Origin of the sequence: Halomonas sp. KHS3, assembly GCF_000830495.1 — a bacterium.
GTDB lineage: Bacteria > Pseudomonadota > Gammaproteobacteria > Pseudomonadales > Halomonadaceae > Vreelandella > Vreelandella titanicae.
Genome location: NZ_JWHY01000002.1, coordinates 1197417 through 1211154 on the forward strand (window position 1 = coordinate 1197417; position 13738 = coordinate 1211154).

11 protein-coding genes are annotated in these 13738 nt (G+C 47.3%); all 11 read left to right on the forward strand.

The window, feature by feature from the left end; genetic code table 11:
• Nucleotides 1–99: 99 nt before the first annotated feature.
• The 11 genes from RO22_RS07520 to RO22_RS07575 all read left to right on the forward strand — a co-directional run bounded on the left by RO22_RS07520 (nucleotide 100) and on the right by RO22_RS07575 (nucleotide 13694).
• A complete protein-coding gene (locus RO22_RS07520; protein ID WP_041157963.1) occupies nucleotides 100–1296 on the forward strand; it encodes a tyrosine-type recombinase/integrase in 1197 nt (398 codons plus the stop codon).
• Entirely contained in the window at nucleotides 1293–2090 is a 798-nt protein-coding gene (locus tag RO22_RS07525; RefSeq protein ID WP_084625283.1) for an isochorismatase family protein, read from the forward strand. Before RO22_RS07520 ends, RO22_RS07525 begins: the two co-directional genes overlap by 4 nt.
• Nucleotides 2091–2642: 552 nt before the next feature.
• A complete protein-coding gene (locus tag RO22_RS07530) occupies nucleotides 2643–2948 on the forward strand; it encodes a helix-turn-helix transcriptional regulator (RefSeq protein ID WP_052475555.1) in 306 nt (101 codons plus the stop codon).
• Nucleotides 2945–3172 carry a hypothetical protein gene (locus RO22_RS07535; RefSeq protein WP_041157964.1) on the forward strand — a complete coding sequence of 76 codons (228 nt, stop codon included), beginning with the start codon at nucleotides 2945–2947 and terminating at the stop codon, nucleotides 3170–3172. Before RO22_RS07530 ends, RO22_RS07535 begins: the two co-directional genes overlap by 4 nt.
• Nucleotides 3173–3621: 449 nt before the next feature.
• The gene (locus RO22_RS07540) at nucleotides 3622–3861 is read left to right on the forward strand and encodes a hypothetical protein (RefSeq protein ID WP_041157965.1); all 240 of its coding nucleotides are present in this window, start codon (nucleotides 3622–3624) and stop codon (nucleotides 3859–3861) included.
• Complete coding sequence (locus RO22_RS07545) at nucleotides 3854–4171, forward strand: hypothetical protein (RefSeq protein ID WP_041157966.1); 318 nt, start codon at nucleotides 3854–3856, stop codon at nucleotides 4169–4171. The genes RO22_RS07540 and RO22_RS07545 overlap by 8 nt, the downstream gene beginning before the upstream one ends.
• Nucleotides 4164–5156 (forward strand): toprim domain-containing protein, encoded by a 993-nt coding sequence (locus RO22_RS07550; RefSeq protein ID WP_041157967.1) that lies wholly within the window; start codon nucleotides 4164–4166, stop codon nucleotides 5154–5156. The genes RO22_RS07545 and RO22_RS07550 overlap by 8 nt, the downstream gene beginning before the upstream one ends.
• A complete protein-coding gene (locus RO22_RS07555) occupies nucleotides 5149–6939 on the forward strand; it encodes a DUF927 domain-containing protein (RefSeq protein ID WP_041157968.1) in 1791 nt (596 codons plus the stop codon). The genes RO22_RS07550 and RO22_RS07555 overlap by 8 nt, the downstream gene beginning before the upstream one ends.
• A gap of 648 nt (nucleotides 6940–7587) precedes the next feature.
• Nucleotides 7588–8502, forward strand: a complete 915-nt coding sequence (locus RO22_RS07565) for a hypothetical protein (protein WP_041157970.1) — start codon at nucleotides 7588–7590, stop codon at nucleotides 8500–8502.
• 801 nt (nucleotides 8503–9303) lie between these two features.
• Nucleotides 9304–11124: an ATP-dependent nuclease gene (locus tag RO22_RS07570; protein WP_041157971.1), complete on the forward strand. Its 1821-nt coding sequence runs from the start codon at nucleotides 9304–9306 to the stop codon at nucleotides 11122–11124.
• Between the two features lie 125 nt (nucleotides 11125–11249).
• Nucleotides 11250–13694, forward strand: coding sequence for an ATP-binding protein (locus RO22_RS07575; RefSeq protein WP_052475556.1), 2445 nt, complete (start codon nucleotides 11250–11252; stop codon nucleotides 13692–13694).
• The last annotated feature ends 44 nt before the right edge of the window (nucleotides 13695–13738 follow it).

The window sequence follows — 13738 nt, forward strand, 5'->3', positions numbered from 1 at the left end:
TTAGCTCCTCGTTGTTCCTCACAGTTCCTTCCAAATCCCGCTTTCAAGTGGTATACAGTCCGGTATATGCCTCCATTCGGAAATACTCGGTATACCTCCATGGCGCTAACTATCCGACAAATAAACGCAACTAAGCCCGGCACGAAAATTATTACCCTCTCAGATGGCATGGGATTAGAACTTAGGATCTCAACCAATGGCAGCCGTGGATGGCGTTTGCGCTACACACGCCCTAACGGCAAACGCAACATGATCAGCCTTGGCCAGTACCCTGAAGTGAGCCTTGCTGAAGCAAGGGAGAAGCGGACGGATATGAGGCGTCTAATATCCCAAGGCATTGATCCTATAGAGCAAAAGCAGAGCGACAAACGCCAACGCCAGTATGCAACTGAAAACACATTTGAAGTGCTGGCCATGGAGTGGCACGCCGCCATGGTGCCGCGCTGGAAAGAGAGTTCTAAGCGTGCCAATGACAGCAGGCGCGTGCTTGAAATGTATGTGTTCCCCAAAGTGGGGAATCGGCCGATAGAGAGCATTCTGCCTCTCGAATGGCTGGACATACTGCGCACGCTTGAAGCGTTAGGGAAATTTGAACAGAGACGCCGCCTGCACGCCTTTTGTCGTGATATCTACCGCTTTGCCATCATTACGGGTAGAGCCAGCTACAACCCCCTTACCGACCTTCAAACGGCGCTCAAGCCCTACAAGCGGGGTAGCTTCCACCATATCCCCCAAAGTGAGCTTCCACAGCTTGTGCGCGATATTGAGGCGTACGATAAAAGCCCCATGGTGCGCATTGGGCTAAAGCTGTTGCTACTGACAGCCGTTCGGCCTGGAGAGCTACGCCGGGCTGAGTGGACTGAGTTCGACTTAGATGCAGCCGTTTGGAAGATCCCCGCCGAACGCATGAAGATGGGCAGGGCGCATCAAGTGCCCCTGCCTGCCCAGGCGGTGGACGAGCTTCGCTACCTTCACAAACTAACAGCCCCCTTCAAATTGCTCTTTCCTGGCCGTAATGACCCACGAAAACCAATCTCCGATGCCGCTTTTGGCATGGCTCTAAAGCGTATGGGGTATGAGGGGAGGCACGTACCCCACGGCACCCGCCATGTGGTGGCCACCGGCTTAAAAGAGCTGGGCTACCCCAGGGAATGGATAGAGCTACAGCTATCGCACAAGCTGCCAGGGATCGAAGGCGTTTACACCCATGCCCAGCACATGGCCCCGGAGCAGCGGCCCGCTATGATGCAGTTTTGGGCGGATTACTTAGATAAAATAGCAGCGAGGTTGGAATGAGGTTCAAAATCCCTGTTCATTGCCCAAGGTGTGACACTCCGACTAGGATTCGCACAAGTCGGAAAATGACGAGCGGCTATTACGTCATTCATCGAGAGTGTAAAAACAAGGCATGTGGTGAGCGCTTTAAAACTGAAGAAACATTCACTGACTCCACAGGCGAGGATCCTCTTAAGCCTTTCGGGCTTGATGGTTTGGAACCAAGCCAATGCGCACTGATTATTATCGATCAGCAAAATGCTAATGCGCTGTGCTCGTTTCGTTTTAAACGTAATAACCCTAAAGCAGAGTTGTATATGCTTAAGGTGCTACATGCCTGGAGAGAGCACTCATTACCTGTTATCCATGTGCGTCACCTATCAAGAGACCCAGAGTCGCAATTTTCTCCTGGCTGTCCAGGCTCTAACTTCCAACCAGCCTTTGAACCATTACCCAATGAGCACATTATAGATAAAAGCATACCCGATGCTTTTTTGAATACTGAGTTAGAGTCTTGGTTGAGGAAGCGCGGTATAGAGCAGTTGGTTATCTGTGGCGCGACTAGTGATGGATCAATTGAGGGTACGGTAAGAACGGCGCGTAACCTGGGGTTTACTGTCTGGGTGCCTGATGATGCTTGTTACGCGTTCTCAAAGTATGCCTACGATGGTTCGCATATTCCGGCTGAATATGCACATATCATTGCTATGACAAACCTTCACCATGGGCAATCGGCCGTCGTAGACACTTCCATGGTGCTCCTGGCAATTGAGGAGAGCGTAAGCGTTGGGGGAAAGGGCAAAATTCGACACTGACCTTAGCCTTGAAATTAGTCAATACGCGAAAAAGTGAGACTTCTTGTTGTAGATTTTGTCATTTCTACAACAAGAATAAAGATGCAAAATTAAGCCATGCTTGTCTTTTTAGGTTTTAATACCTGCTAAACACTATGCTGCTTTTTTCTCCTGTTTTCTACAGTGGTGACTAGCCAAGTAGCGCATGTTTACAGTTTGAAAAGTCAAATCATGTTGATGTGTTTTTGTTGTAGAAAAGCACTTTTCTTACAACAACACCTTCTGGTAGTCCTCCCCGTTCCTCGTCAAGCTAGTGGTGTCTCAAGCGTAAGGCTTGCAGCGTCGCCACTAGCTAAAGGAACCCATCATATGGCTCATCAAAAACCAATCGCTCCTTTGTCATCCAAAGCCGCTTTGGATACCCGGCTAGCTGTCAAAAATCGTTCGCGTGCCATCCCGTTGTGCGGGAATCGTGGCACAACGCGCATCGATGGCGCGTCATTTCGATAACCGTCAAGCTTCATAGGGCCACTAGGGCACTTGCCTGGAATGACACAGCGAGGACACAAATCAATGCCTGAACTCACCACTCACACACCGCCATTCAGAACGGTGAACAAGATCCAGCTAGGTAACCGCCTGTTGCGTCGCAAGGAGGTCGAGCAGAAAACCGGCAAAAGCCGTTCTGCCATTTATGACGGTATTCGCCAGGGCACTTTCCCGGCCCCGGTGCCGATTGGCGGCAAAAGCGTTGCGTGGCTAGAGGAGGAGGTGGATAGCTGGATCGCTAACTGCTTGGAAGAACGCAAACGCCAGCGCCTGGAAGGCATTCCCGCACCGCTACGCATGACCACACACCAACAGGAGCGCCACGCATGAGCCAGTTTGAATTCACTATCAACGGCACCACGCTAAAGCTCACCGCTGACGATGTGGTCAAGCTTGAGGCCGCCATGGTAGACGCCACCAAATCACCCAGCCGAAAAGCATTCCGCAAAGGTTCGACCGGTGATATTAGCGCTAAATGGTTAGATGGCCAGGGCGATGGCTTGGAGCGCTTCAACCGTCACCAGCCGTCCACCGAGATCCTTACCGACTGCTAACCCCCTAACCCTGTCAAATAGGCATAACGCTGCTGGGCCAAGCCCAGCGGGTATGGGGAAGTTTTGCCCAAAGATCGCAAAAAAGGCCCCAGAGCGGGGAGCACTGGGGCCAAGCGAAGTTACATCAAAGGGAAGTCATGAAGCCTATCAAATTGAGCAACATTTGCTGCCTGAAAAGCTTGCGAGGAACACTAGGGAATGCTTATGATGGTGGTGCTGTAGCAAAATCTACAGCCGGGCGTGAGAACCCGAGTTCACAAAGGCGCTACAGCGCCCCTACCATTGCAGGCGCTTTTTTCATGCCTGTAGTGCGTCGTTATGGCGGCTGTGCGTGGGCACGCTTCGGCGTGGCCGGTTTCCTTTGTGACCGGTTTCTCACCCTGCGTACAGTCGCCTCCAATCGCGTGAGAACGGTTGTTGGTGACTCCAAACACAAAGGAGTCTTACCCATGGCCAATCAAAGCCAAGGTGCGTACACGCACACCCAAATTTCCCCCTCGCATATCGCTACTGCGCTAATCGGTGCAAAACTGATTGCCTACCGTGTTAACCGTAAGCCTGAACAGCTTCACCAGTTGTTGGGTATGGCACGCATGGCCACCGCGCTACACGCCCTCTCTTATCAAGAACACGACCAATTACTTATCGAGCTTGAACGCCTGTGCGTCGAGGAGGTGGGTAATGCTTAATTCATCCATCCCCCCACGCCTTGAAGATGCCGTTTGCCTGACAGAGGCAGAGTGCATGTTGATCGACCCACGCGCCGATGGCGACACACTGTTTGAACACGCAGAGATGCGCCTGGAGGCAGTCAGCAATTTGATGCTGTCGCTCTGCCAACTGGATACACCAGGGGCCAGCGCTGATGCGCGTGATTTAGCCAACGTGGCTATCGCATCGCGTATTTTACTGGCCGATGCGTCTGATCTTTTCCTTGTGGCGCGCAAAACCGTCAACCGCCAAATACCGCCTGCCAAGAGGGGGGCGCGTCATGGCTAAGACGACCGTTCAAAAAATCCAGCAAGTGGCTATTGCCTCGCTTAATGACGCTGAAACGCTAGTGGCTGAATGGCTGCCCGATGGTGCGCGCCAGGGCAGCGAATGGGTAGCACGCAACACGGCCCGCGACGACCAGGGGAAAGGCTCGTTTGGTGTGTCACTGGCCAGCGGCAAGTGGAACGATTTTGCTGATCCTGACGCCCACGGTGGCGACCTTGTGTCGCTGCTTAGCTACCTGCGCGGCTGTCGGCAGGTAGACGCCGCCATGATGATCGATCAGCGGTTGGGGCTGGGTATTTTTCATCGTAACGGTGAGGCGCAAGCCTCACCCCCCATTGCCGTTACACCCACCAAAAACCAGCTACGCCAGCATGCGGAAGCGCAGCGCCTAGCGGCTCAACACAAAGCCGCCCAACTGGCCAAGCAGCTTTGGCTCAATGGCCAGCCTGCTTGCCCTGGCCATGCGTATTTGGTGAGCAAAGGGATTAGCCCTTACCGGCTGCGACAAACACCGAAAGGCCAGCTAATGGTGCCGCTTTATGCGGAGGGTGAGCTGGTCAATGTGCAACTGATCGACGCCCAAGGGAATAAGCGGTTTTTGAAAGGAGGGCAGGTGCTGGGCGCTTACTCCCCGCTTGGCCGTGTCATGCCTGGAAAGACCCTTTATGTCTGTGAGGGCTGGGCTACCGGGGCCACGATCCACGCCCACACCCGCGAGCCAGTGGCGTGTGCCATGCACGCGGGCAATTTAGAGCCGGTGGCGCGTGGCCTATGTGAGCGCTATGGCCACCTAGAAATGGTCATTGCAGGCGACGATGACCGCGCTACCCCTGGAAACCCTGGCCGCACGGCCGCCAATGCCGCCGCGTTAGCGGTGGGGGCATTGGTGCTGTTCCCGACTTGGCCGAAAGAAGCCCCGCATATCTTGACTGATTTTAACGATTTGGCGTGCTGGTATCGCCAACAAGGGGGCCTCCATGAGTGAGAAAAAACGCGAGCAGCAAAGCCACCTTGCGCTAGTTGGCCAACCCACTGCGCCGGAGATCGACACCTTAGAACGCCCAAGCTACGCCGTTTACGAAGGGCAAACCCTGGTGGATGGGAAGCTGTTTCGGGCGGGTACATGGTTCCACGGTATTAAGCAGGGCCAAGGCGATGATATCGGCCAACCGTTTGACCTATGGATCTGTGCGCCACTGCATGTGGATGCTGAAACGCTAAACAGCGATGACGGCAGCGTAGGCCGCTTATTGCGGTTCAAGCACCGGGGAAAGGTCATTGAATACGTCATGCCCATGGAAGCACTGGCCGGGAAGGGCGAGGAGATATTAAAAGCCCTTTTCCGCCAGGGCTTAAAAGTGGAGTACCACCAGCGCCGCTATGTGCCTGCCTATATCGCCAGTCATCACGACTTAAACCGAGTGCTGGCCACCACGACGAAACCGGGCTGGCACGATGCAAGCGGGGCCTTTGTATTGCCTAGCAAAATCTTAGGCGGCCAGGATGTGCGCTTTCAGGACAGCGGCAAGGGTGCCCACCTATTTTCTGAACGGGGCACGCTGGAAAGCTGGCAAAGCGAACTGGCGCACTACTGTCAGGGAAACCCGGTACTGATCCTGTCTGTTTGCTGCGCACTGGCGGGGCCCCTGCTTTCAAAGGTAGGCGTAAACGGCGGTGGCGTGCATTTGGTGGGGGACTCCTCAAGCGGTAAGTCACTGGCTCAGGCTATCGCCGCCTCAGTGTGGGGCGACCCCAGCCGTTTTGCGGCTTCTTGGGATATGTCGCGGGGTGGTATCGAGATCGAGGCATCGTCACGCAATGACACGGTGCTGATTCTGGACGAGATCAAACGCGCCGATCCCAAGCGGGTACAAGAAATGGCCTATGCCATCGCTAACGGCACCGGTAAAGGCACCATGACGCGGGAGCGGGAAGGGCGGCCCAAGCTTTACTGGCGGGTTTTGGCGCTTTCCAGTGGGGAGCGGTCACTTTCTGAGCATGCAGCCATTTCAGGCAATGCCGCCCACGCCGGGGCAGAGCTGCGCATGGTGGACGTAAACGCAGGCACCCGCACCTATCGCGCCTTTGATGATGTTCACGGCATGAGTGGCGCTGCATTCCATAGGAAGCTGACAACAGCAACCGCGCACCACTATGGCATGGTGGGGCCTGCGTTCGTGGAGCGGTTGATTAAAGAGACTGATCCTGACGTTTTCTATCAGCGTTTTGCTGAAGTACGTGATGGTTTTCAAGCTGAAGGGCCGCAAGCGGGCAGGGTGGCGGATCGGTTCGCCATTATCGCGCTGGCGGGGGAGATAGCCATTAGTTACGGGCTTTTACCCTGGAAGGCCGACGATGCTGCTAGTGCTTGCCGCCAACTGTTTGAGGAGTGGCTGCTTACGGTCGGTGATGGTAATGCCGAAGACCGTCAAATACTTAGCGCGCTATCGGATTTTATCGCTATGCACGGTGACAGCCGCTTTTCCGACATCGCCGCTACCTTGCCTAATCCCAATGTTAAGCACCGTGCCGGTTACTACGAAATAGAGGGCTTAAAACGTCTTTACCTGTTCAACCGCGCTTCATTGAGCGAGGCCGCCTCAGGCTATGGCCGAGAGCGTGTTATCCGCACCCTGGAAACCTACGGTGTGTTGGCCAAGACAGATAGCGGCCGCAGCCAGAAAAACTACCGCCTGCCAGGGGGAGGGAGCACGCGCTTTTTCGTCATTGATCCCGACAAACTGGAGACAGAGCGGAGGAGCGCATGAAAAACCAGGCGTTATGGGCGAATTCTGGCGTTCTCTCCCTATCTGTTGCCGTCTCAAAAATAGCGGCTACGGATGGCAACCTGCAAAGCACTGAAAATAATAGGCTTTATGGCTGTTGCCTTGTTGCCGCCTTTTTCGTGTGTCAGAGAGAGGAATTATATAGAGGGGAAAATCACGCCTGCCAGGAAAGAGGAGTTTCGGCCCATAAGCTCATGAACCTAACTACGCGTGAACCTAGTTTCTGTGGCAACAGTGGCAACAAGGCAACGGCCAGTAACCACGCGGGTTCTAGCGTTGCCTTAGTAATAAGAGAGGTGGCAACAATGGCAACACATATCTTTATGTACCTATGTAGTTGTGTGTCTGTTGCCATTTCAAAAAACCGTGGCAACAGTGTTGCCACTAAAAAAACTATTAAAATCAGTGTAATAGCCTCTGTTGCCTTGTTGCCACGATTTTTGCGACCTAGAGGGTGGAAACACACAGGGGGAAGGATCTTGTTCGCACTGCGAACAATTTCAAGCAGCCTAGTGCAGTCGACCCCTTTCCCTTCCTGGCAGGCGTTTTTCACCCAGCTAAACATTTCCCGTTGGTGGGGCTTTGGCTCCACCGTTTCACCCGCGCACCCATGCCAACAGTGAGGCCAACATGACTGAGCAGACACCAGCCACCACCCAAGCACCTGAGCAGGAGCAATGCACCATGCAAGCAACAGATAACAAGCACTTCAAAGCCCCCGAAGCTGCCGTGAGCGGTGAAACTGAAACCGAGCTGGAGACGGAGATCGAGCAGCTACGCGCCACTTACCTCGCCCGGCGCTCGAAGCTCGAAAACGCGGCTGGCAGGTTGGCCAAGCTACGGAAAACGCTCGGTGCCCTACAGCAACAGACGAACACAACGAAGGATGCTTGGCGGCAAGATTTCGTGAAAGGGTTCGGGGAGCAGAGCAAGGCGGTACGTGACCAGCTTAAGCAAAAAGGCCAGCTGACGTCTGAAGCCGAGCAGACCCAGGAAATGATCGAGCTGCTTGAGCCGCAACAGGAATGGCTCAAGATGCAAACGCATTTGGCCCGGCAACCGCTGGAGGGAGCTATCGGTCGTATGGCGGAAATTTCATCACGCAAGAGGTTGATGAAATGTCTTAAGAATATGAGCAACAGTGAGGAAATGGTCGCCTTGAGCGCTGAGCTGCCAAGGCTGTTTAAACGCATTCATGAAGGGACTTACAACGATTATGCTCACATGGCGAGGTTAGGAATTGACGTATCAAGCCAGCCAGGGAGCAGTATCGATCCCTTGATGGATAATGCTAGTCGACGGTGGACTAGCGAAGAGATTGAGCGCCGCCAACATGCTGCATTGGGCAAACTATTGATGGACGTCATGCCCAAAGCCAAACCGGTGCCCACGCCAGAGGCTTTACAGATACCGTCATTGCTCGCCTGCGAAGCCGACGAACGTGAATACCCATCGCCCATTGGCTTTAACCGCCGGTTGAAAGAACTAGAAGCGCAAATGGAGTATGTACCGAGCCTGGACGACTTGGACAGCGCCCAAGCCTAACCAATCCATTCTCAAGCGTATGGCCAACGCCCTGCCTTTGTGCGGGGCGTTGTCGTGTTAGGCGAGGGAGAGAGGGCGGAAGGGGAGCCAGCCTTGTGCGAGCGCCTACAGGGCCTCATGCGGCGATGTTGCCAACCATCCACCCCCACACCGGCCGCGACCCACGCCGCGCACTCGACACCCCGCCCCGCCCGCGCGCTAAATGTAGTGGTTTTTATGCACCCCTGCGCCCGCCGCCAAGCCGCGCCGCTGCTGGGCTGGCTGGTGAAAAATGGGTGCATGAAAATTATGCGAATTCATGCAGAGTTATGCGCTTTTAATGGGTAAGACAGAGAGACATATCTTAAAGCTAAGCCATTGGCTGGCCGATAGTGGAGTAAGGCATTCCTGATAATTCCTTGTTGTGCCGGGGCTTTCCAGAGAGCAGCGGCGCAGAGTGGTCTAAAGTTCTAGATAATTGGGTGGTACATTTCAAAGAGAATGGTTAATAATGGTTAATATAAAAAAATCATCGAGGTTAAGTGGTTGATGATACAAGAATTCGCTGAAAGCATTGATTTACGGATCAATGATCACCTCTGATGACGCCCAAGGGCCAAGCCAGTGGTTTGTCACAAGAGCGCCCCGTGCTTTTTTATCCAGATTTAAATATAAACCACTGTACCTGATGTTAGAATCAGCTATCGAACTAAAGAAAACGTTTGATAATTCATCAACGAAAAGATTAATAACCTCACTCCTGTTAGAGATCGAATTGAAAAAATTAAAAATTGAAGCTTAACTACTTATTGGAGATAAAATTTGATAATTACAAATATTACTATTAGCAATTACCGTGGAATATCTCAAACGCAGTCGATACCGCTTAATAGGTTTTCTTCGTTTGTTGGAAAAAACGATGCTGGAAAATCAATAGTTTTGAATGCTATTGCAACATTCCTGAACCCAAAGGACAATCCAGTTACAATCACCGATTTCAATAACAACGATAAAGAAATTGAAATGGTATGTTCTTTTGCTTTCGATGGTTTGAAAGACATTCTACAGGAAAAGTTTAAATCTAAAATAAAAAAATCAGAAGGTTTGGATGACTTTATCGATGATGTAATGTTTGATAGCCAACTTACTGTTCAAAAAATTGCAGTATTTCCTAAGAAAAGTTTTGATTCTGTAAAAATACAGATTCTTGATTATGATGATGAAAGCTTTCAATTTTTATATGTAAAGTCTGACGATGAACTAAATAAGGTTTTAGAAGATTACGGGATTAAAGTTCCTTCTCAAGGAAAAGGTAGGAACTCAAAGCTAGAAAAAATTAAATATATAAAGGAGTATTGTGATTCTAATGACTTTAGAAAAAAGCCAAGATTTATTGAGGACGAATTCAAAATATCGTCCACTTTGCCAGATGTAGAACTTTTCAGAGCTGATTATGGATTAGAGGCAGATACTCGCTTCAAAACTAGCTCAGTAAGTGAGGTAGCTGACTATCTTGAAAAAGAAAGTAAAGAGGGAAATAAGCTTGCACTCGTTGAATCTGAAATTGCTGAGGAGATGAAGAAAGAAGCGAATTCGGTAAAAGGTTATATGAGTGAGTATGTGCCGAACCTTAAAGAGGTTGAGATTAAGCCTTCTGTCTCATGGAAAGATGCGATAAAGAGTGTCGATGTTTCATTTCAATTTGAAGGCGACTCTCGGCCTATACTTATGAGTCATAAAGGCACCGGCTATCGCCGCCTGTTTATGGTCGCTCGTTTTAGATATCTCTCGGAAAAAAATAAAGGATTAAATGTCATTTATTTAATTGAGGAACCTGAAACATTTCTTCATCCTTCGGCACAAAATGATCTATTGGATGCCTTTCTAGAACTATCTGATGATAATCAAGTGGTAATTACTACTCATAGCCCTGTGTTTGCAGGGGCAACATATATAGAATCAGTAATACTGTGTAAAAAGGAGAATGGTTCTCAGTATGAAAATTATAAAGACAACGGTAGAGAACTGTTCTTAAATAGCATTATTAGTGAACTTGGTATTAAGCCTTCTTTTAATATGCGGGATACTCACGAAAAAATTGTTTTTGTTGAAAGCCACAATGATGCTAATTTTTACGACATGATTTGTAGAAACCTAATTGGGAAACCACTAATCGGGAACGATGAAATTCTTGTATTACCATTTGGCGGTGGTGAAGATATTGATAGCTTTTTGAATATTGACTACTTCGACAACTCTGGCAGAGAGCTATTTCTTATAATAGACAGCGATAAACATAAAGACAATTTCAAAAAGCAAATAACTAGAGCTGAAAATTTTGTAAATAATAAAGAAAAAGGGAAGGCCTATGTGATCGAGAAAAGCTGCCTCGAAAATTATTACCATCCTAGGGCCTTTGAGCGGTTATACGGTTTAGATGAAAATAGCTTTCCTCGTATAGCCGATGATGATGATGCTCGTAATGTTATAAAACTATATAAGAAAGAATTTGATTCGGCGAAAAATATTAAGGAGAAAAATAATTTTGATGTTTTTCATGAAATGAAAATAGATGAATGGGAGGAAGTCATCGAGTCTGATTTGACTCAATTTCTATGTGAAATAATCGGAAATAATAAGTAGATATATGCATTTCTTCAGTATAATAAAAAGCATTTTTAGAGATTGATTGCCTGCAGTGATAGGGGTTATTGGTTCACTTAGAGTTATATGTACTTAAATTAAAAGCAAAAAATTAAGGAATAAGTATGAGTCATGATGATTGGCGTGATGAAACGCAGACCAGATTAGCCAAAAGCCATATATACAAAGTGTTAAAGGAAAAATGTCAGGATGATGCTTCTGGTAGCCAAGTAATGCAACTGGTTGACGATGCGACTTTTTACGCTTATCAAAAGACAAAAACTATTCTTATTCACATGGGAGAGTTTACCCTTCATGATGGGGATCATTTGTTTAGAGTTTTAACATTAATGGAGAAGCTTCTTTCTTCTCAAAAGGTAGAAAAGCTAAGCGTTCCTGAATTGATGTTACTTATTCTAAGTGCCTTTTTTCATGATATCGGAATGGCTCCTGAAGAAAAAGATGTTCTTTCTTGGAAGAAAGTATGGGATGTTGCTCCGATATTTTCTAATGATAATGATGAGAATGAATTTAATAAATTTCATAGGTATTGTTTAGCTAACCCGGAAATAATGTCTAAAATTAGTACCTCTATTATGCAAGGAGATATAAGTCAGGCTGATTTGATTAAAAATTACTTGATTGCAGACTATATAAGAATATCTCATGCAGCGCGTGCTAGAGAAATTATTAAGAAAGATTGGATTGAAAAAATAAAATATCGAGATAACGATCTGACTGTTGAGTTTGCGGGAATATGCTTTAGTCATAACGAAGACCCGCTTTCAATCTTTGACTTAGATAACAATTACCTATGTGGGCCAAGCATATATGCTAATTTACAATTAGTGGCTGTAATCTTAAGGCTTTCAGATCTGCTTGACTTTGACGCAAAAAGAACACCGGCTATTTTGTTCTCTCATTTATTTGTTAGACACCCTGTGTCTATTTCAGAATGGAACAAGCATCGCTCTATAGAAGCATGGACTATTAACGATAAAGTCATTCAGTTCCACGCGAAATGCAATCATCCTGCAGTTGAGGCCTCAATTCATTCTTTTTGTGATGTAATAGATAAAGAGTTAATTGCATGTAATAACATAATTTCATCAATAAATGATTTTAGTAGGAATAGAGGTGAGGATATTGATATTAAAGTTCCTCTTAAAGTCGAGCGTTCAAAAATTGAAACAAAAAAAGATATTGATGGAAAACCAATTTATTTGTATCGGGAAACTCAGTTCAATTTAAGTAAAAATCAAGTGGTTGATTTGTTGATGGGAACTAAATTATATGGTGATCCAGAGGTTGCTTTAAGGGAGCTTTTACAGAATTCGATTGACGCATGTTTACTTAGAAACGCACAAGAGCATAGTTGGGGAACCACTTATAAACCTATAATAAAGATAAGATATGCTACTGAAAATGGAGAAGATATACTTGAAATAATCGATAATGGAACCGGTATGGATCAAAAGATAATTGATTCATATTATTCAAAGGTAGGATCGTCATTTTATAAATCGTCTGAATTTTATGATTTAAAATCACAATCAAACGCAAAGTTCACACCAACCTCTAGGTTTGGAATAGGCATACTTTCATGTTTTATGGTTGCTGATACATTAGTAGTTGACACAAGAAGGGTCTATGGCCCTCATAAATCTAGTGAGCCAATTAATCTAAGAGTTGAAGGTCAAGACAGCATCTTTTGGATTAAGCCTGGCCAAAGAGAATTACCTGGAACTTCTACTAAGCTTTTTCTAAGAAAAAGTAGAAATCCATGGGATAGGATGAGTGAAAATGAATTTATTAAGTCTGTTGAAAACGTAATCCCAAATCCTCCATTTGAAATTCAGATTGAGACTGAATCACACCGTAAGACAAAAGATGAAAATAGTTTTGATGAAATTAAGGCAACGTCTCTGAAAAATCACACATGGGATGAGCACGACAACATAAGAGAAATCAATCTTGAGTTTAAGGGCGTTGGGACGGGCTTTGTAGGGTCTGCTGTTGTCGCTATATTAGAAAGTCATGGATTGCCGGATAATAAAGTTCAAATGACATCTAAATCGGTAGAAATAGAGGGGAACTCTTATAATTTAGAAAAAAGTATTACTATGGACGGAAAAGAAATTCATGAGTCTACTTCCTCAATAACAATTGATGAAAATGGTGAGATCGATCAATCAGATTCCTATAACATACTCTATAAATCGATTTCTAGGTTGTCACTACATGGAATTGAGGTGCCCTTTTCTCTATTTCCAGATTCTTGGCGCATGAAGAAGAATCAAGTCAGACTAGATTGGCCTCTTCCGATATTAGTTGTTATTGATGTTTGTGGAGATATGGATTTAGACTTGAATTCTTCCAGAACTCAAATAATTATGTCTGATAGTTGGGTCAATTTTGAAGAAATACTTTCTTACGAGGTTTGCTTAGGTATTGCTAAGTCAACAACATCTGAATATTGGGATAAGCTAAAGGAAGTACTATTGGAAAATACAAAAAATGAAATATTCATCCGAAGTTTAAATAAAGTGTCATCAAACGACATAGTTTGAAGATTCACTGAATAATCATATATTGATCTTATCGACCTTTCATT